Source organism: Chitinophaga sp. 9-1-y, from assembly GCF_059511905.2.
This window is the reverse complement of the sequence record NZ_CM197955.1, coordinates 817,672-841,828: the sequence shown is the minus strand read 5'-3', so window position 1 is coordinate 841,828 and position 24,157 is coordinate 817,672. Positions and strand designations below refer to the sequence as shown.

The 24,157-nt window shown below is 44.4% G+C and carries 15 protein-coding genes and 1 tRNA gene; 6 read left to right on the top strand and 10 right to left on the bottom strand.

From position 1 onward, the window contains the following. Window positions 1-16: 16 nt before the first annotated feature. From AC5ZC7_RS03315 to AC5ZC7_RS03285, 7 genes are all read right to left on the bottom strand, one after another. On the bottom strand, window positions 17-784 hold the full coding sequence (locus tag AC5ZC7_RS03315) for a response regulator (protein WP_496162128.1): 768 nt from the start codon (window positions 782-784) through the stop codon (window positions 17-19). 70 nt (window positions 785-854) lie between these two features. Continuing rightward, window positions 855-2,807 carry a tetratricopeptide repeat protein gene (locus AC5ZC7_RS03310; RefSeq protein ID WP_496162129.1) on the bottom strand — a complete coding sequence of 651 codons (1,953 nt, stop codon included), beginning with the start codon at window positions 2,805-2,807 and terminating at the stop codon, window positions 855-857. 611 nt (window positions 2,808-3,418) lie between these two features. Beyond that, window positions 3,419-4,108, bottom strand: a complete 690-nt coding sequence (gene cmk / locus AC5ZC7_RS03305; protein WP_496162130.1) for a (d)CMP kinase — start codon at window positions 4,106-4,108, stop codon at window positions 3,419-3,421. A 155-nt stretch (window positions 4,109-4,263) separates the two neighbouring features. Further along, window positions 4,264-5,838, bottom strand: coding sequence for a T9SS type A sorting domain-containing protein (locus AC5ZC7_RS03300; RefSeq protein ID WP_496162131.1), 1,575 nt, complete (start codon window positions 5,836-5,838; stop codon window positions 4,264-4,266). A 21-nt stretch (window positions 5,839-5,859) separates the two neighbouring features. After that, complete coding sequence (locus tag AC5ZC7_RS03295) at window positions 5,860-8,499, bottom strand: beta strand repeat-containing protein (RefSeq protein ID WP_511911372.1); 2,640 nt, start codon at window positions 8,497-8,499, stop codon at window positions 5,860-5,862. 77 nt (window positions 8,500-8,576) lie between these two features. Beyond that, complete coding sequence (locus AC5ZC7_RS03290; protein ID WP_496163123.1) at window positions 8,577-10,349, bottom strand: phage tail-like protein; 1,773 nt, start codon at window positions 10,347-10,349, stop codon at window positions 8,577-8,579. Window positions 10,350-10,821: 472 nt separating this feature from the next. Then, window positions 10,822-13,356: an AAA family ATPase gene (locus AC5ZC7_RS03285; RefSeq protein ID WP_496163122.1), complete on the bottom strand. Its 2,535-nt coding sequence runs from the start codon at window positions 13,354-13,356 to the stop codon at window positions 10,822-10,824. Window positions 13,357-13,656: 300 nt separating this feature from the next. Between AC5ZC7_RS03285 and AC5ZC7_RS03280 the strand changes: the two genes are divergently transcribed. Beyond that, the gene (locus AC5ZC7_RS03280) at window positions 13,657-14,031 is read left to right on the top strand and encodes an STAS domain-containing protein (RefSeq protein ID WP_496163121.1); all 375 of its coding nucleotides are present in this window, start codon (window positions 13,657-13,659) and stop codon (window positions 14,029-14,031) included. 84 nt (window positions 14,032-14,115) lie between these two features. Next, window positions 14,116-15,024: a ribonuclease Z gene (locus AC5ZC7_RS03275; protein ID WP_496163120.1), complete on the top strand. Its 909-nt coding sequence runs from the start codon at window positions 14,116-14,118 to the stop codon at window positions 15,022-15,024. Window positions 15,025-15,148: 124 nt separating this feature from the next. On the opposite strand, the gene dapA is transcribed toward AC5ZC7_RS03275, so the two are convergent. Together dapA and AC5ZC7_RS03265 are read right to left on the bottom strand one after the other, a co-directional pair. Beyond that, window positions 15,149-16,027, bottom strand: coding sequence for a 4-hydroxy-tetrahydrodipicolinate synthase (dapA, locus tag AC5ZC7_RS03270; RefSeq protein ID WP_496163119.1), 879 nt, complete (start codon window positions 16,025-16,027; stop codon window positions 15,149-15,151). 79 nt (window positions 16,028-16,106) lie between these two features. Then, complete coding sequence (locus AC5ZC7_RS03265) at window positions 16,107-17,060, bottom strand: acetyl-CoA carboxylase carboxyltransferase subunit alpha (protein WP_496163118.1); 954 nt, start codon at window positions 17,058-17,060, stop codon at window positions 16,107-16,109. A gap of 170 nt (window positions 17,061-17,230) precedes the next feature. Between AC5ZC7_RS03265 and AC5ZC7_RS03260 the strand changes: the two genes are divergently transcribed. Then, window positions 17,231-17,304 (top strand) — tRNA-Asp (locus AC5ZC7_RS03260). A 578-nt stretch (window positions 17,305-17,882) separates the two neighbouring features. On the opposite strand, the gene AC5ZC7_RS03255 is transcribed toward AC5ZC7_RS03260, so the two are convergent. Continuing rightward, on the bottom strand, window positions 17,883-18,191 hold the full coding sequence (locus AC5ZC7_RS03255) for an RNA recognition motif domain-containing protein (RefSeq protein ID WP_496163103.1): 309 nt from the start codon (window positions 18,189-18,191) through the stop codon (window positions 17,883-17,885). Between the two features lie 371 nt (window positions 18,192-18,562). Between AC5ZC7_RS03255 and AC5ZC7_RS03250 the strand changes: the two genes are divergently transcribed. The 3 genes from AC5ZC7_RS03250 to AC5ZC7_RS03240 all read left to right on the top strand — a co-directional run bounded on the left by AC5ZC7_RS03250 (window position 18,563) and on the right by AC5ZC7_RS03240 (window position 24,134). Next, window positions 18,563-19,240 carry a sigma-70 family RNA polymerase sigma factor gene (locus tag AC5ZC7_RS03250; RefSeq protein WP_496163102.1) on the top strand — a complete coding sequence of 226 codons (678 nt, stop codon included), beginning with the start codon at window positions 18,563-18,565 and terminating at the stop codon, window positions 19,238-19,240. An 81-nt stretch (window positions 19,241-19,321) separates the two neighbouring features. Continuing rightward, the gene (locus AC5ZC7_RS03245; protein ID WP_496163101.1) at window positions 19,322-20,545 is read left to right on the top strand and encodes a FecR domain-containing protein; all 1,224 of its coding nucleotides are present in this window, start codon (window positions 19,322-19,324) and stop codon (window positions 20,543-20,545) included. A 178-nt stretch (window positions 20,546-20,723) separates the two neighbouring features. Continuing rightward, a complete protein-coding gene (locus AC5ZC7_RS03240; RefSeq protein ID WP_496163100.1) occupies window positions 20,724-24,134 on the top strand; it encodes a SusC/RagA family TonB-linked outer membrane protein in 3,411 nt (1,136 codons plus the stop codon). Window positions 24,135-24,157: the final 23 nt, after the last annotated feature.

Sequence of the window (24,157 nt, the reverse complement as noted above, 5' to 3'; positions counted from 1 at the left end):
CTTTTTAAAATCCAGTTTAGAACTGCATTGCTTTCTTTAAAAAGTCGGCCTTTCGCCTTCTCGAAACTTCTACCTGTGTACCATCGCTCATCAGTGCAAAACCGCCCTCACCTTGTATATAAGACTGCATTTGCTGCATATTGATGAGATGTGAGTTATGCACCCGGAAGAAATCCACATCCGACAACAGCTCTTCGAATTCTTTCAGCGGACGGGATACCATCAGGTTCTTTTTATCCGTGAAGAAAATGCGGGTATAGTTGCCGGTAGACTCGCAACGCACAATGTTTTGCACCGGCATAAACACCAGGCCATTGATGGTAGGAAGAGCAATCTTTTTATGTGTTTGCTGCAATGTTTTCATGTTTTGCAGGAACACCTCCATCGGAGAATTTCCGGATTGATCTTTGACGCGGGTGTTCTTTCTTTCCCTGCATTTATCCAGCGAATCCTGCAATTCCTTTACACTAAAAGGTTTCAGCAGGTAATCCAGGGCGTTAAACTTAATGGCTTTTAACGCGTATTGCTCATACGCTGTTGTGAAAATGACGTCAAAAAATACTTTTTCAAATAATTTCAACAGTTCAAATCCATTCTGGTAGGGCATTTCCACATCCAGGAATACCAGGTCTGGTTGTAATTCATCTACCAGTTCTTTCGCCTCCCGTACACTTTTAGCAGTACCTATTACATTTACACCGGGACACTTTTTCTGTAACATTGTTTGCAGGGCATCTATGCAATGTTGCTCGTCGTCAACAATGATAGCTTTGATTTCGCTCATACAAGTAGCTTTTAGCTATTAGCTGTTTTATGGTTTAAGGATGAAGTGTCTTTAAATAAACTACATCTGGCTAAAATATAAATTCAGCGGGCAATACAATTGTCACGGTGGTCCCTATCCCCTGCCCTGCTTCATCTTCCAGGTCTGTTACCATTACCCTGGCGTCTTTATTGTTGATTTTCCGGATCAGGTCTATCCGTCCTTCTGTTACCTTCATACCTACCGAGTTGTGCAGGCGTCCCTTCCTGTCCTTTATTTCCATGGCTCTTTTGCGACCTATCCCATTATCGGTAATGGTACATACGAGGCTTCGCTTCTTTAAAACGATATCGATCGTCAGCAATCCTTTTTCTTCCGGTAACTTATGTACGAGTCCGTGCCAGATAGCGTTTTCCACATAGGGTTGCAGGATCATAGGTGGAATTAGTACTTCTTCGTCGTTAATTTCGGGATCGATGTTAAAATGGTAGTCAAAAATACCATTACAGCGCAGAGACTCCAGGTCAAGATACAACCTTAATGATTCCAGTTCCTTATTTAGTGTAACAAAAGTATGCTGTGTATTATCGAGGATGAGCCGCATGAGCCGGGAAAATTTGGTCAGATAATCTGACGCTTCTTCCTGGTTATTACTCCAAATATAGCGATGAATAGAACTAAGTGAGTTAAAAATAAAATGTGGATTCATCTGTGAACGCAGCGACCGCAACTCCAATTGTAAGGTTTGTTTCTTTGCCTGCAGGTTACGGTGACGGATATAGAAAAATCCGCCCACTACCGCCATCAGCAGGAAGGCTGCCAGGAAGAAGGTGGTTACTACATTACGTTTGGTGCGTAGTTCGCTGATCACTTTATCATGCTCCAGGCTGCGAATCTGGTTGTCTTTCCGGTCTACCTCGTAAATGGTTTGCATCTGTGTGAGGGCCATAGCAGAGCGTTCATCGAGGATACTATCTTTATATAACAATGATTTGTCGGTAGCTTCCAATGACTTTTTAAAATCGCCACTCTCTTTGTAATCCTGCGCCAGGGCTTTATAAGCATCCATCAGCATAGATTTAAATCCCCAGAAAGTACTGATTTCAATGGATTTCATCATGTTATCCCGGGCCTCCTCATGCTTTCCCTGTGCACCTAATAATTTCCCGATACTCAAATAGCTTTCAGCCACGTGTATTTTATCATCTACCTTATCATTTACCTCCAGCGCTTTTTTCAGGTATTCCATGGCGGCAGGATAATCTTTCTTTTCTTTGTAAGCGGCTCCCAGGGCATTATAACAAATGGCCATCCCGATAGGGCGGTCCATTTTAATATTCATATTAAGCGAGCGTTTATAATACTGAATAGCCAGGTCCAGTTTATTTTGCCCCTGGTAGGCATATCCCAGGTTGCCCAGGTTAATGGCTACGCCCAGTTCATTATGGCTTTTTTCTTCGAGCTCCAACGCATGATTAAAATGGGCAATGGCGTCATCATACTTTTCGGTGGTGAGCTGTATATTACCGATACTATTGGTAGCTACGCAGATGTTACGGATATCATTGATTTTCTCGGCCAGCACCAACGCCCTGACGTGGTAGTCGAAGGCCTTTTGCAGCTTATCCTGCCGGCGGCAGTCGACCCCGGCATTATTGAGGGCAAAAACGATGAGGAAAGTATCCTTTGCTTCTTCTGCGGCTTTCAGGGCTTTTTCATGATAATCTTCCGCCACAATATAAAGGGACTTATTCCGCTTATTGGTGCCGATTTCGTTATATGCTGCGGCCACTCCCTTCGTATATCTAATGCGCTGAGACAGATTCAAAGCCTCCTGCAGAAAGGGGTTCTCCTGTTTATGTGATTCGAAGTAGCGGTTGTTGGCTGTTCCTGATTTGAGCAACAAGGATACTTTAGCCGTATCATTGGGGAGCGTACGAATAGAATCCATCAACCTGGACATCCGCAGGGAATCCTGCGCTATCGTTCCTCTTACAGCTCCCAGGAGGAGCAGGAACAAAAAACATACACCTTTAATAGACATTGGCTGGCCTGTGAGACAACACAATTTAAAAAAGAATTATGAATAACCCGCACGTAGTACTACGCATAATAACCGGTTGACAATCAAAAAGTTTTAAAAAAGCGAAAGGGCGAAAGAATTCGCCCCTTCTTCCTATTAACCGAATACACCTACTGAAAATATGGGACAGCCATGGCGAACCACGCCATCCCACATTACCTTTAACGCCTGAAAGTAGCGGTGATACTACCCCTGACTGAATTTTATATAATAGCAATTTATAATCGGTTAATAGCAAAGGGTCCTTATGGATATAGCTAGGATAAGACCTTTTTCGAAAGCACGGCATATTGATAACGCGCATTACGCACCTGTTCTATTGTCTTATTCAGTCGGGTCAACAGCACGGTTGTCGTTGGCACGAATGACTTACTATATGAAAATTACCTAAGCAGTATTTTCAGAGAGGATAAGGTTGGGTATGCAAAATGTGTCTACAAAAGAGACAAGCATTTGACATGCAAATAAGTTCTGTTGGAAATTCGGGAGGATGTGGAAAAATTATCGGGTTGGTAACATTAACAGCTACACAACAAATGTATAAAAGAGTTTTAATAAAAGAAAATAATATTTTATGAGGAGTGCGCCATTATTGCATCTTCCACCCATTGCATGACCAGTTGCAGTTGGTCTTCCAGGTTTAAGTGGCTGTTATCCAGGATAATAGCGTCATCTGCTTTCCTCAATGGACTTATTTCGCGGTTAGCATCTATATAATCTCTTAATTCGAGGTTCTGTTTTACTTCTTCGAGGGTAATATTCTTGTTCTTTTCGTATAGTTCTTTGAAGCGGCGCTGTACGCGAATGGCGATTTCAGCGGTCATAAAGATCTTCAATTCTGCGTGGGGGAATACAACAGTGCCAATATCACGGCCATCCATGACGATACCTTTGCGGGTGCCCATTTTCTTTTGCTGCGCCACGGCGAAGTCGCGGACTTCCTTTACAGCGGCTACTTCACTCACTTTCTCTGCCACCACCATTTCACGGATCAGGTGTTCCACATTCTCATTGTTCAGGTACATTTCGCATAAACCTGTGAGGGAGTTGGGCACAAAATCCAGGTGTACATCTTTCAGGGCCATAGCTACCGCCTCGTGCGACATCCAATCGATGCGGTTTTGAATAAAATACAGGGTCACAGCACGATACATGGCACCACTGTCTATATAGGTATAGTTCAGCTTTTTAGCCAATTGCTTGGCCAGGGTGCTTTTGCCACATGAAGAGTAGCCATCTATCGTGATGATTATTTTTTTCAAAACTATCTGTTTAAATGAATCGTCTATAGGGAAGAACGCTACAAAATTGCGCCAAATCAGCGAGAAAAACAAAGGAAAATTAGGAATTACGGATTTGCCGGGAGGTGGCAAACGCGAAGATTTGCTATCCTCTCCCTACAAATCCGTAACTCTTGCTATTGAGTGACTACCACCTTGCAGGTGTAAAGCACTTTCATGGTGTCTTTATGATAAATCACCAGGAAGTAAACACCGGAAGGTAAGCCGGAGATATCGATATCCTTATCTCCTTTCACATCATACTTCCGCATTACCTGGCTCCATACGTCATGCAGCTCTATTTGCATGTCGCCGCGGATACCACGGACTTTGACTGTAAAGCGGCCGTTGTTCGGGTTCGGGAATACGTTAATTTGTACAAACGGTGGTACTGCGCGGACTTCCGAATAGGTGACCTTACCGTTTTTACCTACTGCCTTGATGCGATAGTAGGTCCAGTCGTCGTAATCATTCGGATCCTGGTAGGTATAACTGAGCGGCGAGCTGCTATTGCCATTGATGGCTTTTGTAGGCACCGTTGCAATTTTGCTGAAAGACTCTTCCCGTTCATAGCGACGTTCCACTTCAAATACCGCATTGAATATTTCCTTGCTGGTGGTCCAGTCCAGCTGTACCATGGCCGGTGCAATGCGATATGCTTCGAAGCTCAGGAACATGGCCGGTTTAGCTGAACCGAAGAGCGTTGTTTTTGCGAAATATTCGTTGCTGCCCAACTCTGTGAAGTGTCGCAGGTGCATGGTAGCGGGGCTGGACATGGAGCTGGTGGTGAGCGTACCCGCCAATGGTTTATTGGGAATAAATGGTACGTTGTCCCATACGCCGGTTACAAAGCGGGTAATGAAGCTGCTGTCGCGATAAGTAGCATAGGCAGGTAGTTCGTCGGTATCCATGTGTTGCAGGATCACGTCTACCTCTCCACCGGTGTTATCATCGCGGCGGACATTCCAGGTTTTATTCACGAAGCTGTCGGGGTAAGAAGTACCGCCGGCGGCTACTGTGAATACGCTGTCGTATACCCGTGCACCAATCATATCTTTTCCGCCGGTCATCAGGACTGCGGCGGGTGCATAGCTGTTATCGTCTGTTCCAATAGGGAATACTACTTTACCTGCGGCATTGTTGATGGCAGCGCGGTACAATAAACCGCCGGCAATACCTTTGCCAGTCACTACGTAGCGGGCATCCGAATAGCCGGTGATGGTGCCGGGGCTTTTATCGCCCACCTGCAGGATCCAGCCATTCAGGTATAAACGGCCATTATTAAATTGCAGGGTATTGCGGATTTTCAGATCACTCAGATCATCGAGCAGCAAACCGGCGCTGTTACTGAGTTGCAGGTTAGGGAAGCTGGTGCCTGTTTTGGTGATGAAGCTATAGCCACCGAATACTTTTTGTTGCCCAACGCCCGCGCCACCGAAAAAATTGAAAGTACCACCAGTACCAGAAACGCCATCGGCGCTTTCGTCTGGTAGCGTAGAGCCGCTTCCGTTAGTCCATAATTTGCTTAGAAAGTAGAAGGTGGTATTAGGATTAGAACCGAGGATTCCGTTGTTGGTCATGTCAGCGAAGATGCCTACGTTGGTATTGCCGGAGAGCCATACGGTGGCTCCGGACGGGATGTAGACGCCTTGCTGGGCGGAGAGTTGAAGTCCGCCGAATAACAATAGTAATATGAAGGAGAATCTCAGCACAATAGTTATGTTCTTATCGTATTAGAGGGCAGCTGTTGATAATGAATACCAGTTACTTCCATCAGATTGCAGTATGGCTGAATATTTCAAAGCAGCTCCATAAGTCAATGAAGCGGCTCCGTCAATAGTTCCTGCGCTGGCAACATTTATTGTAAAAGTGCTGGTTGTCGCGTTTATTTTTCTTATAATAAATATTTTTCCCGGAACAGTTGAGGCAGCTGGCAACGTTACTGTAAATGCTGCATTTCTATTTACTACCACTGAATAATCTGCTGCTGTCGCAGTATATGTACTACCTGTGGTAATTACTCTTATTGGAAAAACGCCTGGGGTGGTTGGCGCCCACTGTGTTCCATTGTACTGCAATACCTGACCATTGGTTGGTGCAGTAGTGCTTACGTCCACACCCTGGATATCACCTGCATTCCAGATATTGGAAGTATTGTTAGCTGATAAAGAACCTGCGCTCATCGTCAGGGTAGTCGCATCTGCTGCCACATTATTGACATCTCCATTACCATCGCGGCCCAGCATAGATGTGGGTGTACCGGCACTGCCTGTTACCCGCATAGTTCCTGCAACATGTAATAATCTGGCAGGAGCGTTGGTTCCGACCCCTACGTTTCCTCCATTCTGCAAAAAGAGTCTGTAGTCCTGTACGTTTGTTTCCACAAAGTTCAATCCACCACTCAACAAGTTCCAGTGCCATTTGGGGACCCCTGCATTGTCTTCAAACGCCAGTACATCATTCCCATTAGCACGTACAATCAGCGGGTGACCGTTAAACTTAGTGGCGCCATTGAAGAGCGTTAATGTGTAGGCAGAAAAATCAGCTCCACCACTTTCCGCGGCTGTTTGGCCTCTTGATCCTCTGAAAAGCTCTTTGCTATTGTACTTCACCACCATATCCACCGCATTGGTTGTACCCAGGAACTGTGTAGCAGTAGCGGCGTTACCACCAGTTAACCAGTTGGTGGTTGAAGGATTGTCTGTCAGGATCACATCGCCGGAACCGTTGATAGAAAGTACTTTGGAGGTTGCTGGTATTGAGGTTGCGAGCGCACCCACTAAATTTGTTAACCGAAGACCTGAAATATTAAATGGCGCAGTAGGAGCAAAAGAAGGACCGGTGATTTCCACTTTATTTCCCGGCGTAGCAGTACCAACACCAAGTGTTCCTGCAATCACACCGTTGCCGGATATATTGAAGTTTGAAGTTGCCTGTTGTGTTGTTGTATTCTGAATATAGGCGCCCAGGTTAGTGGGTATATCCCCTGCTCCCAATGAGCGGAAAGTCGGTGCCGCGGCTCCACCTGAGGCCGGCCCGGCAAACACAAGATTAGCGTTTTGATTAGCCAGGTTAGCTGTGATAGTACCATTGGCCGTAAGTGGTGAACCTGTTACCGTAAACAGGGACGGTAAAGAAAGCCCTATAGAGGTAATACCACCTGTTGCTGCCTTCGCGATCCATTGTGTGCCATTAAATGTAAGCACCTGGTCTGTGGCGGGTGCAGTAGCGAATAACACATCGTAATCCGCTATTTTATTGGCATTCCATAATTTGGTGGTGTTGTTAGCTTTTAACGTGCCTGCGGTAAGTGTAAGCGTTGATAAAGGATCCAATGTCAGGGCGGATACATCACCGTTAGCATCTTTACCCAATACTTTTGTGGGGGTGCTCAAATCATTGACTACACGCAGATTGGCGGATTGCAGTCCATCTGTAAAATTCTTCAGTCCTTTGAACGACTGGGCGCCGATGTTCATAAAACCTGCGGCGGTTAACCCTGCATCGGGAATGGTGAGGGTATGTGTTCCTGCTGCGGTAGTGATGCCAAATGTGCCTGCGGGGGTATAGCTGGCCACTATTTTCTGGGCGGGTGTAAGGTCGCTGTTGATAGATTGAATAGCGCTTGCTGCTGCCTTCGCGATCCATTGTGTGCCATTAAACGTAAGCACCTGGTCTGTGGCGGGTGCAGTAGCGAATAACACATCGTAATCCGCTAGTTTATTGGCATTCCATAATTTGGTGGTGTTGTTAGCTTTTAACGTGCCTGCGGTAAGTGTAAGCGTTGATAAAGGATCCAATGTCAGGGCGGATACATCACCATTAGCATCTTTACCTAATACTTTTGTGGGGGTGCTCAAATCATTGACTACACGCAGATTGGCGGATTGCAGTCCATCTGTAAAATTCTTCAGTCCTTTGAACGACTGGGCGCCGATGTTCATAAAACCTGCGGCGGTTAATCCTGCATCGGGAATGGTGAGGGTATGTGTTCCTGCTGCGGTTGCGAAGCCAAATGTACCTGCGGGGGTATAGCTGGCCACTATTTTCTGGGCGGGTGTAAGATCGCTGTTGATAGATTGAATAGCGCTGCCTTCCGGAATTAACTTATTCCAGTAATTATTAGCTCTGACACGGAAGGAGTTGTCCGTGGTCAGGTAAATGATCATCCCATTAATTGGACTGGTGATCTGGCTGGTATCTGCGATGCGGGTAATTAACAAAGCCTGCTTTGTACTTTCCAGTTCCAGTAAAGCAGATGGTTTCAGCGTGGAAGGATTAGTTCCCAGCTTTAATTGCTGTGCCAGCAATGGATGGCTGCACAGGCAGCACAATACTATAGCACATACTTTCGTAAGCCCTTGCAGCTTCATACATCATCATTTAAGTAGCACAAAAAAGGGATGAAACGGCTACGGTTATACGTAGCCGTTTCAAATACAGTTCAACCTTATTTCTTAATAATATACCAGGTATCAGTACCGTTTGATTGTACAGTAATGAATGTCCAGTCGTTGTAGATAGCGATGGAGTTGCCATCTTCAATGAACTGACCTGCTGTGGCCTTCACGGTTACAGCATTATTAAGATTATTGGTAGCGTCTGCGGCTACTTTCTTGACAGTATAGATACGGCCTTTGATACCGGCTGCGCTAGGCAGGTTCACGGTTACAGCAGATGTATTTTTTACGATGATGGTATAGTCGTCAGCAGTAACATTATAGTTGGTACCTGCAATCTCGTTTAACGCCATAGACACGGAACCTTGTACCTGTAAGGTGGAGTTAGCCGCAGCAGTAGTGTCACCCAGCATTGTTTTACCTTTCACCGCTGCATCATTTGCAAATCTTTTGTTACCAGCGAAAGACTGAGAAGCATTGCTTACCAGACCACCTGCAACAGATGGATCTGCCATTGGAATGCTTACGTTTACATTGTTGGTAGTGGCGTCTTTTACTACTTTCAAATCTGTACCGGCGTGATCTGAACTGAAAGTCATGTCTTTAAATGCCGTTAAGGGAAGATCTCTGGTGATGATTTCTTTAGCACCATTGAGCATCAACACAGACACCTCATTGGTACCTGTAGCTACGTTACCCAGTTTTACGGTATTATCGAGGTTAGATTTACCGGTTACATGTACATCCCCGGTGATATCTGCACCACCCGAGGTGATGGTTAACGTGTTATCCAGTTTAGTCGTATTAGTTACATTGAATGTACCTGTTACTTTAGAGGCGCCATTTATATCTGCACCGCCTGCCGTTACTACGAGACCGTTGTTACCGGTAATTTTTCCTGCAAAGGTTTTATCGCCACCAAAGGTTTGTGTTCCGGTTGAAACACCACCCGGAGTGCTTGCTGTAGCAGCATTTAACGCGATGGTTGGGTTGGCTCCTGAGTTGTCAACCGTTAAACCTTCCGCACTGCCTGCAGCGCTGAAAGCGGCTACCTGTAAAGCTTTACCAGCAGCGGCATTAAATTTATCCCAATCTGCTTTGGTGAGTAAACCCACAGACGGGCCACCTGCTGTGGTACCAGTTTGTGTAGCGATGCTGAGTGTGTGTTCAGTACCACCACTACCTGGTGCAGTTGTAAATTTATAATCGCCTGCAGCGTTATCTGTTTTGATAAATTGCTTTAATTCAGCGGAACCGTTGATGGTTAAATCAGCAAGCGCGGCTTTGGTCAACTGGCGTTTGTATACTTTTCCAGTTCCATCTACGATGACTGCTTCCATTAAACTGGCGGTAGCATCTGTAGTGATACCACTCAAAGTCAGGTCATTTTTCACTGTCACGTTACCATTATCGATCCGCATTCCCTCCACATTATTAGCTTTCATTACGAAAGGAATATTGTTGGTGCTTCCAATGAATTGAGTAGCGGCATTGGTGAGGGCGTTACCTAACAGGTCCCAGGAAGATGCTTTGGTCGCCATTTTTTGCCAGGCCCCCTGATGTCTTACATAGAATCCTTCGGCGCCGGTTGCAGTCAGATAGATAATCATCCCATCCGGAGGGGTCAGGGTGTTTATCTGTGTAGTATCTGCCAGGCGTGTCAGCAGTAAACCTTGTTTATCGGATTCCAGTTCCAGGACAGCTGATTTTTGGATAGAGGTAGGATTCTTACCTACTTTCAGCTGGGCATGTGCTTTTGTAGCCATGAAGCTTACACCACCTATTAGCATAACACGAGCTACATTACGTAGAGATCTTCTCATAGATATAAGGATAAATAGTTAGTCAAATACACTTCCGGCGCGTCATTGCCGGTGTGAGGATATAAGAATAAAATGAAAAACCGAGGTATAAAGGCGTTTATCTAAGCTAGCACAAGTCCGTTCGAACTAATATCAAAAAACATAAATTATTTTAATCTAATAAACATAAGTTTATACAGATCATATAGAATACATACTGCAAATGTGATATATTAAATGTTTTTAAAAAATGACATGATCATACCATTTTTGGTATGTACTAACTGGTGAGGGGAAGGAAGGGAACCGGTAGTAAGTGGTTGGATACCGGTTGCAGCAGGGGTATTTCAGGGGTGTAGGTACAGGATCAGATTAATTCCGGTGCAGACCGTTACGTATTAGCGTAGGAATTAACATGTTCATGTTATAAATAAAAAGCCCGTCAAGGTAATTTACCATTGACGGGCTATGATTTTATGATGAGCGCAGTTGATTACGCTTCTGATTTTTCGGACTTACTCTTGGAGGAGTTATTTTTTAAGGTAAAGATCAGTTTTTGATTTTCCTTGTCCAGGTCAGCTACGAGTATATCGCCATCATGGATATTCATGTTGAGGATTTCCTCTGCTAATGGGTCTTCCAGGTATTTCTGGATGGCTCTGTGCAGTGGTCTGGCGCCGAATTGCTGATCGTAGCCTTTATCTGCGAGGAAGCCTTTGGCTTCATCGGTGAGTTCGAGGCTAAATCCGAGGTTATTCAGGCGTTTCAGTACGCTCTTCATGGTGATGTCAATGATCGTATAGATGTGTTCTTTCGCCAGTGAGTTGAAGATGATCACATCATCGATTCTGTTGAGGAATTCAGGAGAGAAGGTACGTTTCAGTGCTTTTTCGATCACTGATTTGGTATTCTCTTCTTCATTTACGGCTCTTGCACTGGTAGTGAAACCAACGCCGGCGCCGAAATCCTTCAGTTGACGGGCTCCGATATTGGAGGTCATGATGATGAGGGTATTTTTGAAGTCCACTTTACGGCCGAGACCATCAGTGAGGATACCATCATCCAGTACCTGCAACAGGAGGTTATAAATATCCGGATGTGCTTTTTCAATTTCATCCAGGAGGATTACGGAGTAAGGTTTGCGGCGCACTTTTTCAGTGAGTTGTCCACCTTCTTCGTAGCCTACATATCCCGGAGGTGCACCAATGAGGCGGCTTACAGAGAATTTCTCCATGTATTCACTCATATCGATGCGGATAAGTGCTTCGTCTGAGTCGAACATGTAGCGGGCCAGTGATTTGGCGAGCTCTGTTTTACCTACCCCGGTAGGGCCGAGGAATATAAATGTACCGATTGGCTTTTTAGGATCTTTCAGACCTACGCGGTTACGCTGGATAGCTTTGGTGACTTTGCTGATGGCATCGTCTTGTCCAACCACGGCGCCTTTAAGATCTTCGCCCATGCGGCGTAATTTTTCAGTTTCTGCCTGTACCATCCGTTTAACGGGGATACCGGTCATCATGCTGACTACTTCTGCGATGGCTTCTTCATCAATTGGGTAGCGTTTGTGCTTCACTTCTTCTTCCCACATAGCTTTTGCGCGTTCCAGGTCTTCACCCAGTTTCTTCTCTGTATCGCGCAGTGCAGCGGCTTCTTCGAAGCGTTGGCTTTTCACTACTTTATTTTTTTCCTGTTTGATATCTTCAATCTGTTTTTCGAGATCGAGGATATTTTGAGGAACATTGATGTTTTTCAGGTGAACGCGTGCGCCTACTTCGTCGAGTACGTCAATAGCCTTGTCTGGCAGGAGACGGTCGGTCATGTAGCGGTCGCTCAGTTTCACGCAGGCATCAATAGCAGCGTCGGTATAGCTAACGTTATGGTATTCTTCATAACGCGGCTTGATGTTGTTGAGGATCTGAATGGTTTCATCCACGGTAGGTGGTTCCACCATTACTTTTTGGAAACGACGGTCGAGTGCGCCATCTTTTTCGATGTACATGCGGTACTCATCGAGGGTAGAGGCTCCAATGCATTGGAGTTCGCCCCTGGCGAGTGCGGGTTTAAAGATGTTGGAGGCGTCCAGGGAACCGGAAGCGCCACCAGCGCCCACGATGGTATGAATTTCATCGATGAACAGGATTACATCCCTGTTTTTCTCGAGTTCATTCATAATGGCCTTCATTCTTTCTTCAAATTGGCCGCGGTATTTGGTACCGGCCACCAAGGCGGCGAGGTCGAGGCTTACCACGCGCTTATCGAAAAGCACGCGGGAAACTTTACGCTGCACAATTCGCAGCGCCAAACCTTCCACGATGGCGGTTTTACCCACACCGGGTTCACCAATAAGAATAGGATTGTTTTTCTTGCGGCGGGAAAGTATCTGGGAAACCCTTTCAATTTCCTGCTCGCGGCCAACAATCGGGTCTAAGCTGCCGCTTTCGGCCAGCTTGGTAATATCTCTACCAAAGTTATCCAGTACGGGCGTTTTGGATTTGGTATTTGTTTGCTTGGCTTTGGAAGCGTAACTCTTTCTTTCGTCCTCAAACTCTTCTTCGCCCGGATCATCAAATTCTGATTTAGGGTCCGCTGACTTTACAAAGCCCAGTTCGTTTTTAAAAGTATCGTAGTCCACGTCAAATTGTTGTAAGATTTGTGTACAAACGTTTTCCTTATTCTTAAGTATAGAAAGCATGAGATGTTCCGTTTCCACTGTTGCACTTTTCAGTGCTTTAGCTTCTAATACGGTAACACGTATCACTTTTTCTGCCTGTCTGGTAAGCGGGAGGCTATTAATGTTAGCAATATTCTTTCCGGTCTTATCTTTTACAGCCAGTTCTACTTCCTTGCGTAACTCATACAGATCTACGTTCAAAGCCTGCAGAATCTTTACGGCCGTGCCTTCGCCTTCCCGAATAATACCTAACAGCAGATGTTCAGTACCTATGAAGTCATTTCCCAGACGTAAAGCTTCCTCTCTGCTGAACGAAATGATCTCCTTAACTTGCGGTGAAAAATTCTGGTCCATTGTGAGATTATTAAATTATCAAAAACCCTTACGGGGGCTTGCTTAATACAATAATAACGAATAATTCTGACTTAAGATTACCGCATTATGTGTTGGAATGAAGTTATTCCTTTTTTAGATTTAAACAACTTACACTTTAATAGTATAAGAATTATTTTTGCGGTGATGCGGGTACGTTCGTTTAAAAATATCTACGAAGAAATGACCTTTTTTGTTTTGATCTCTTGCGGTTATATTTTATAGGCGGGTTCCCTCTGTTCAAAATTTAATTTTATTAAAGTATAAAACAACGTCCAACGCATGAAATTCAAAATTGATACCAAAGAAAAAATAGTGGTTTTTTGTCCTGAAGTCACCGATCTGGATGCTAATTTGTCAGCCGACTTCCTTGCTACGGCTACCGCTTTGCCGGAGCTAAAAGGGCGGAATCTCATACTAGACCTGACATTGGTAGAAAAATTTGATACCACCGGCGTTGAAGCCATTTTAACAGTATACCAGCATATGTATGACAACCAGCTTTCCTGTGCCATCACCGGCCTTAACAACACCTTAACAGCTGCGCTGAAAACAGCGGGTGACGATATGCTGAATATTGCGCCCACCATGGCGGAGGCGATAGACCTGGTGATGATGGAAGAACTGGAAAGAGAATTACTGGATGGAATGGAATAGATAACGGCTTTTTTTCCGTGAACTTACGCCTATGGGCGAACGTAGCGGATAAAAGTTAACAGCTAACGGCTAAACGCTAAAGATATGTTTGCAGTAACCATTTTAGGTAACAATTCCGCTATACCCACCCTGGACAGGCATCCCACCGCCCAGGTAGTTACCTGCAACGAACAGTTGCTGCTGGTAGATTGCGGGGAAGGCACCCAGATACAAATCGCCAAGTACAGGATAAAACGTAGCAAGCTGAGATATATCTTCATCAGCCATCTTCATGGAGATCATTATTTCGGGCTGATAGGCCTGTTGAACACGCTCAGCCTGATGGGGCGGACAGAGCCTCTCAGCGTATATGCACCACCGGAATTGGAGCAGATTATCCAGCTACAGTTGGATTGTTCAGGTACGGTGTTGAAGTTCGAATTGTCTTTTGTTCCTCTTCAACCCGGCTACAGTGGGGTTATCCTGGAGGACAAAGATTTACGGGTATCCTGTTTCCCTACCCAGCACCGGATTTCCTGCTTTGGGTTTTCGTTTGAACTACAAAAAAGAAAGCGTAAACTGATTCCTGACCAGGCCCGCGCCTATGAAATACCGGCCGCTTATTTTGGCAAATTGCAGGATGGCGCTGATTACCAGCGGAAAGACGGCACGCTTATTAAAAACGATTGGGTGACCCTCCCTCCTCCTCCGGGTAAACGATATGTGTATTGTGCAGATACTCTCTATGATGTAAATCTGCTACCATGGCTCAAAGATGCGAACGTTATGTACCATGAAACCACGTATTTGCACGATTTACAGGAGCGGGCAGCCGAACGTTACCATAGCACTTCTGTGCAGGCGGCGTCCCTGGCGGCATCGGCTGAAGTAGGGCAACTGCTGATCGGGCATTTTTCTTCCAAATACACTGAATTACAGCCTTTCCTGGATGAGGCCAAACCCGTTTTTGAAAATACCGCTATTGCGGAAGAAGGGGTGACATACATTATTTGAGCAGAAAGCTGAAAGCATAAAGCAAAAAGCTATTGCAGCGAATGATCAGCGCGGATATTAATCCTACACTTTGGTCATTCGCTGCAATAGCTTTTTGCTTTATGCTTTCTGCTTTCTGCTTCTGCTAGTATTGTTTCAAATACGCGCCTATTTTGCTGTAGAGCGCATCAGTAACCGGCATCACGGGGAGGCGGAAATAATTTTCGCAAATACCTGCGTGGTGCAGGAATGCCTTGATACCGGCCGGATTATTTTCTTCGAACAGCATATCAAATGCCGGAAGCATTTTGTAATTCAGTGCACGGGCTGCCGGGTAATCATTTACCAGTGCGGCATGTACCATGCTGGAGAAATCAGTGGCGAAATAATTAGCCGCCACAGAAATAACGCCATCCATACCACAGCCCAGCTGAGCGAGTGCCAGCGCATCGTCGCCACTGATTACGAGAAAATCTTTCGGTTTGTTGCGGATAATCTGCATGCACTGCATCATATCGCCGGAAGCTTCTTTCATGGCCACGATGTTTTCTACCTCGTGCGCCAGGCGCAGGGTAGTTTCCGCCGTCATATTACGACCGGTACGTCCGGGTACATTATACAGGATAATGGGTTTGGAAGATGCGGCCGCAATGGCTTTATAATGCTGAAAAATCCCTTCCTGGGTAGGCTTGCTGTAGTACGGCGCAACGCTGAGTACTGCCGCTGCCTGGTCCATTGTTGGGCATGTTTCCAGCTTCTTCACTACTTCCCGTGTATCATAACCACCAATACCAATCACTACAGGCACCCGCTTCGACACCTTTTCGAAAGTGAATTTTATCAAATCCAGCTTTTCATCTGCAGAAAGAGTAGGTGTTTCACCAGTTGTGCCTAACGACACAACGTAGTTAACGCCGCCATCGATCACGTAGTTGATCAACTTTTCCAAAGCATTCCAATCTATGCTTTCATCTGCTTTAAAGGGTGTTACTAGTGCCACCCCGGTGCCTTTTAGTTGTTCCATATTGTGTTTACGGGAAAATAAAAATTTCGAACTTCAGAGGCCGAAATTCGAAATTTTTATTGTGATCTCTAAATATTTTTTATTTTTCTTCGTAAAAACCCATTCTGGAGAATTTATCGATACGTTGTTCGATACGGGTATCGGGATCTATTTTCTTTAGTTCTGCCAGTGTTTCCTTGATGCGCACTTTTAATAAATGTGCCATTTCATCAGGGTTTACGTGGGCGCCGCCGAGTGGTTCTCTTACAATACCATCTACCAGGCCAAACTGGCTCATATAATCGGAGGTGAGTTTCAGTTCTTCTGCTGCTTTTTCCTTGAAATTCCAGCTACGCCACAGGATAGTGGAGCAGTTTTCAGGAGAGATAACGGTATACCAGCTATTTTCCAGCATAAATACACGGTCGCCGATACCAATGCCCAATGCGCCACCAGACGCACCTTCGCCAATAATGATGCAGATAACGGGCACACGGAGTTTTACCATCTCAAAAAGATTACGGGCAATTGCTTCTGCCTGACCTCTTTCTTCTGCTTCCAGTCCGGGATAAGCACCGGGAGTATCAATTAAGGTAACGATGGGCTTATTGAATCTTTCGGCCAGTTTCATGAGCCGGAGAGCCTTGCGGTAACCTTCCGGGTTAGCCATACCGAAATTTCTGAGCTGGCGCATTTTAGTGTTTACGCCTTTTTGTTGGCCAATAAACATCACTGTTTCGCCATCAAGGTCGGCGAAACCGCCTACCATGGCCTTATCGTCTTTTACATTCCGGTCGCCATGCAGTTCCGTAAAGTTGGTACACATCTTTTCGATGTACGCCAGCGTATAGGGCCTATCCGGATGACGGCTCAGCTGTACGCGCTGGAAGGCGGTGAGGTGATCGTAGATGTGCTGGCGGGTATCAGCAATTTTTTGTTCATACTCGCTCACGGTAGCAGATACGTCTACGCCTGATTTTTCACCATTTTCCTTCAGCTTCTCCAGCTGCTCATATAAGTCAGCGATAGGTTTCTCGAAATCCAGGAATTGCATAATTTGATTAAATTGGTTAAAGATCGGGTGTAAAGATAATGCTGAAAATATTTTTTAAAAAAGATTTGCTTAATTGGGAACTTTGTTGCTATCTTTGCAATCCCAAAACGGAACAACACAACGGATTGGGAGACAGAAAGATAAGAGATTCTTATTAATATGTCAGGAATGGATCGGTAGTTCAGTTGGTTAGAATGCCGCCCTGTCACGGCGGAGGTCGCGGGTTCGAGTCCCGTCCGGTCCGCAAAATCTCGAAGAAACCCGCGCTAGTCGCGGGTTTTCTATTTTAAGTCGAGTTCCGATTAATTCTCTCCTCGTTAAAAACGACACCTGACAAAGGAAAAGAGTCACCGTTGCAACCACAAACAAAATCCTTTTTCCCATTTTTTAGTTTGTACTACGGCGGGATGGTAAGCAGAATGACGCCTACACCAACAATCCTTCAACCCATTGCGATTGACAATATTATTTTCTTCACACGTTTAATGCTTGATTTGACAATGCAAAAGTCTGTAGACGTATAATGACTGCACAGGAACTAAATCGCAGGTTCAGTGTGTGGTAAATCACATGATACAAATCTTCATCGTTACCTCATGGGCCGGCCCCAATTGCTAACAGTTCTTGTTACTATATCCCATCCGGGAGGTTTATGAAGGAAGGGTATAACCAGAAAATTAAGTGGAAAATTCAGCTTGGGTTGCTGCTATGCCGTACATACGAAAGTAAAGCAAAGCTACAAACTACTTAACGTATTTTGCGGCTTTGCTCTTCTCCTCTCTTAACAGATAAAGGTAATCGACGTTTTAGAACATCCAACTATTAGTATCTGGGTCTAAATCCAGGGCCTGGGCCGGATCTGGAGAAACGATTATTTTCTGGTCTTTCAGGTTTTGGACGAGCCTCATAGACTACTATTGTCTTGCCGGCAACTACTGAATTATTCAATTCCTTAATTGCCAGTACTGCATTGGAATCGTCTGGCATTTCAACGAATGCAAAGCCTTTAGAACGGCCACTGTACTTATCATAAGCTACATTAATACTATATACAACTCCAAATGGGTCAAATAAAGACCATATCTCATCTTCAGTTGTTCTGTCACTTATATTACCTACAAAAATATTCACAAATATAATTTTAATTAAATATACAAACTACTGAAAAAACAGGGGCTGAGGAAGAAAAAGAAACCCAAACTAAATCAGAAGAAGCCAAATGCAAACGTGCTAAAGTTAGAGCAATAAATCGGGTATTACAGGATTAATTTATGGAGATATTACAAGTAGTTAAAAGTTAGCTTCTTGCAACGCTCACGCTTTGTAGAGTAAAAATGGCTGTGACGGCGGGTAGGACTGGATAAAATAACCGGGGCATTCCCGTAGGGTGAAATTGGCTTATTCTTCCGTTATTCCAACGGATCCGCGCTTTTATCAAAAAAGGTACATTTTACGTTTATAACTATATTTTTGCTATTTTACGGCTAAGTAATTGGCTAACAATGGAGGATAAAATGCTTTTGCTTGCGATAGCTGAGGGTGACGAAACTGCATTTGTCAAGCTATTTGAAAAACATCGCGCGAAAGTATATTTCGTCGCTCAAAAATTATTGAAATCAGACATTAACAGTAAAGATGTATTGCAGGAAGTATTTACCAGCATTTGGCTCAACCGTGAATCACTTCATGACGTAGCGCACTTTGATGCCTACCTGCATACCATGGTGCGGAATAATATTTATAGCAAATTAAGAAGAAAGAAAGCAGAGGGAAAAGTGATCAGGGCTATTCATGAAAATAGTGTTGATACGGATAGTGGCACTGAAGAATCTATTAAGTTGCGCGACCTGCAGGCCAGTTTATCGATGGCAGCGCGTTTATTAACCCCTCAACAAAAGCATGTATACCACTTAAGCAGAACTGCCGGATTTAGTCATGATGAAATTGCTGCGCAACTAAAGATATCCAAAGAAACCGTCAAGAAACATATTATGGCTGCCAACAAAATTGTACAAACCTTTTTGCGGGACCAAAGTTTCTTACTCGTCATTTTCCTGTGTGTTTGCGATTACACCAACAATTTTGGTGAATACTACACACCTCCTACTAAAGCTCCTTCTCTTTCAAGTGATGTTAATATATTGATTTCAAGTACGTTAGACGACAACATCGTTTTCTGAAAAAAAATATTTTAATTCATCTACCCCTTTGCATAAATGCCGTGCGTCTATTACTGTTAGTGGCACTTTATATCAGCGTTTATGCAGGATCGATTATTAACGTTATTCCACAAGTATGTAAATGATAGCTGTTCAGCAGAAGAGCTGGCAGAGCTATTTGAATTATTTTCCCTTACCGGCAATGAAGTGGCGGTAAAGGAGCTGATTGCCCAAACGATTGAGGACATCTATCGGGATCCTGCACAAATAACTACCTTCCTGAGTGCCGCGGATGCTGAAAAGATATTACATAACATTCTTCCGGATAAACCGGGGATTGTTCCTGCCAAAACCAGGACATTATTCCCGGGCTGGCGGCGCTGGGCGGCGGCTGCCGCAGTGGCGGCGCTTATTGGCGTATCAGGTTACTATTACCTGCAACATTCCATTCCTTCCCCATTGCCCAAAGTAGCCTCCGTACATCCGCCTGAGCAGCAAATCCAAAGCGGCAACAACAAGGCTACACTTACCCTGAGCAACGGGCAAACCATTATACTGGATAGCGCACAAAACGGACTACTGGCTATGCAAGGCGCCGGGCGTATTGTAAAAACCAAATCCGGTGAAATTATTTACAGCGGATCCGAAAATCAAGACCAACAAATACTGTATAACAACATCACCACACCCCGTGGTGGTCAATATTTCCTGCAATTATCAGATGGCAGTAAAGTGTGGCTGAACGCCGCTTCCTCTATCCGGTTCCCGGTCACATTCCCGGCAGGGGAACGCAAAGTATACATTACCGGGGAGGCTTATTTTGAAGTTACACATGATCAACCTGTTCCCTTTATTGTGGTAGCCGCTGATCAATCAGCCGCCAATGGCGGCTGCAGGGTGGAAGTGCTGGGCACCAAATTCAATATTAACGCTTATACCAATGAACCGTTTGTAAGTACCACCTTGCTTGAGGGAAAGGTAAAAGTACATACATATAACAACCTGCAATCGCAGGTATTGTTGCCTGACGAGCAGGTAAATATCAACCGTAAAGGAGCCATGAATCTTACCAGGCCGGCAGATGTGAATGCCATCATCGCCTGGAAAAACGGGTATACCCAGTTTTCTGCGGTACCCCTTTCTGCTGTCATGCGCCAAATAGAAAGATGGTATGATGTACATGTTCAGTTTGAAGACCAGGTGGCCGACATCAAATTCACCGGTAAGTTAAAACGCAATGAAAATTTATCTGAATTCTTAAAAATACTGGACCTGAACAACATCAAATATGAAATAAATAATTCCACCATTATCATTAAAAATTAAACATAATTCCCCCTCGCGGGATCAATCGAAAAGGGATCACTGAAATACCAAAAGCGCTTTTGAATTAAGAGAGACCAAAGTCTATTGCTCATTACTCAACCGAAAAAATATGATTTTCTTAAACCATGTATTTGAGAGAATACAGCTATTTGCACGCCCTAACCTAACGCTACACAAGATGAAAACGATCTTTGTTTTTCTGTTGGCCGTCAGTTTGCAGCTGAGTGCCAAAGCATATTCACAGAACGTTACGTTGAAAGGAGAGAAACTGAACATTCCACAAATTTTTGCGGCGATAGAACGCCAGACTGATTACGTTTTCTTTTATAAAGATGATGTATTGAAATCCACTACTCCCGTCACCGTAAGTTTGAATAATGTTTCCGTAGCCGATGCATTGGCTACCTGTTTAAAAGGTCAGCCGATCTCCTACTCTATTGTAGGACACAACATCATCATAACAAAAACGAGTGTCACCACGCAACAATCTTCCCTGTTGGTGAAGGGTATAGTAACAGACGAGAAAGGTACTCCATTAACCGGTGTAACTATCCGGATTAAAGGCACTCCGCTTGGCGCCAGCACAGATGCCAACGGCCGCTTTCAATTGTCTGTTCCCGCCAATAGTTCCAAGATCCTGGTGTTCAGTTATATTGGAATGGAAACGCAGGAAGTTACTGTGAGCAATGAAGATCCCCTGGTAATTCATTTAAAACAAAACTCTAATATCCAGGAAGTGATTGTAACCGCCTATGGTATTAAGCGCCAGCCAAAAGAACTCGGATATGCCGCTACTACTATCAGCGGTAAAGAATTAAACCAGGCAGAAAATATCAACGCCACTTCCGGCTTAATTGGTAAAGTATCTGGGTTGTCTATTCAAACGCAGGACAACAACCTGGATCCCTCTTATAAAATCAACTTACGCGGTAACCGGTCTATTACCGGAAATAACTCTGCTATTGTTGTATTGGATGGGGCTATTGTGCCACCATATATCCTGAACAATATCAATCCGAATGACATTGAAAGTGTGAACGTGTTGAAAGGCAGTGCTGCTGCTTCCCTGTATGGAGCCAGCGGTAGTAACGGCGCTTTGGTAATTACTACCAAGAAAACCCCTGCCGGTAAAACAGAAGTAAATTTTAAAACCAGTGTGCAATGGGAAAGCATTTCCAAGTTACCCGACCTGCAATACACCTATGGTGGCTGGGGAGGAGAATTTAACTATGTAGATCCTGTAACTGGTCAAACCGTTAATGTTCCCTACGAAAATCAGCAATTCGGTCCTAAATACGATGGTAGTATGGTGGATGTAGGTACTCCTAAGCGGATATTGTATAACGATGGTACCTATAAAGATACCGTTATCAGAACTACTTATTCTCCGAAAAAAGGATCTCGTACTGATTTCTTCCAGACAGGGATTACCAAACAGTATGATCTGTCGCTGGGTACAGCCACGCAAAATTCATCTACTTATGTAGCTTACCAGCGTACTGACCGTTCAGATATCATCCCTGGTAACAAACTGGCGAAGAACTTTTTCAAACTGAATGGAAGCACGAAGTATAGCATTGTAAATGTGGATTACGCATTGGGTTATACCAATACCTCTAAAGATGAAGTATGGAACAGGGGAAGCATCTACAACCAAATCCTGAATTCTCCCGCGCACGTTGATTTGAACTGGTTTAAAAGTGGGTTCTTCTCTTCTCCGGATAACTATTTCAACGCGTGGAATGATAATCCGTGGTGGAATCTCGCCAACTTCAGATCCAAAAGCACCGACAATAAATTTGTAGGAAATGTGGGAGCCCGACTGGCAATTACAGATAATATCGAAGCCAGTTACCGTATCGGGTATACTTACAGCGCGTTTAACTACAAAAACACTGGTAACGGCTGGAAATATTCCGATTACGAACAATCCAATCCTTATAATATTCCGGGGGGGACCCAGGCCTCTAACAGAAAAGTATTATTACCTACTGCCGGCGGTGGATCCACTTTTGAATCACATTTAACCGGAGACCTGTTAGTGACGTTTAAAAAGCAGCTGTCAAAAAACATCAGCTCCAAACTCTTGTTAGGCCATTCTATTGTGCAGGATAAATACAATTTTGAAAACTATAATGCCAGCACACTCGCGTTTAACGACTTTTATAACGTATCCAGCTATATTGGCCAGCAAACTGCCGGCGAAGGCAAAGCAGAAAGAAATCAACAGGCTGCTTTTGCTGATTTATCCCTGGGCATCAACAAATATCTGTTTGTACACGGCAGTTATCGTTTTGACTGGACCTCTGTGCTGACAGCATCTAACAGAAGATTCTCCTATGGATCAGCTGATGCGGCATTTGTTCTTTCAGATGCATTGCCTAAATTCTTCAACAATGATGTGGTGAATTTTGCAAAGATAAGAGCTGCGTACAGCCAGACAGGTCAGGTGAATTTAAGCAATATCAGTACTTACGGTGCTTACCTGACGTCTCCTTCCTTCAACGTATCATCTGGTTATCCATATAATAACAGCGTTGGTTATAGCAAAAATTCGCTGGCACCTAATCCTAATCTGAGAGATGAACGTACCACGGAAATAGAAGGTGGTATTGAACTTAGTTTCCTGAGAAACCGGATTAATTTCACAGGAACCGTCTTCAAACAAAAAACCAAAAACCAAACCATCCCTTCCCAGGTATCCCCTGCAACAGGCTATGGATCTATGCTGGTGAATGGTGGTGAAACCTCCAACTTTGGGGTAGAAACCGATGTTAAAGTAACGCTTATTGATAATAAAGCGGCGGAATTCAGATGGGATATAGGCGCTAACTTCACTTATATCAACAACAAAGTAATTTCCCTACCTAATGGTGGTGCGGATTTGTCGATGACCAATGATGCGTATGCAGTAGTAGGTTATGCTTTCCCTGCGCTAAAAGTAACTGATTTCAACAGAGATCCTGCTACCGGAAAAGTAATTGTTGATGGTAACGGCTACCCCACCCGTGCGGCAGCTTATAAATTCATGGGTTCTATCTTCCAACCCTATCGCCTGGGCCTGACCACCTCTTTTGCTTACAAAAATTTCGGACTCACCGTAGTAGCTGATTACAGAGGTGGTGGCGTACTGTTTAACCAGATTGGTCAAACATTGGACTGGACCGGTTCTTCTGCGCACTCTACCTATGGCGACCGCCAGCGTTTTGTATTCCCGAATTCTGTTTATGACGATGGAAGCGGACATTATGTAGATAATAAATCAAGACAAATAGCCAATGTGTACCAGTTCTGGCAGGCGTACAGCACTATGGGAACACCTTATGTTACCAGCAATGCTTTCTGGAAACTGAGGGAAGTAGTATTGTCTTATACATTACCCGCTTCTTTGTTCAACCGATTTAAAACTATCAAAGGCGCTTCTGTAGCTGTTACCGGCAGGAACTTATTTATGTGGAGACCCGCAGAAAATATCTGGACAGATCCTGAATTTAATCTTGGCGGCGGTTATAACGCAGATGGTACTACGAACACCGGGCAAACGCCACCAACAAGATTTATGGGTGGAAGTATCAGCGTTAGGTTTTAATTTTTTCAACAGGAAACTTTTAC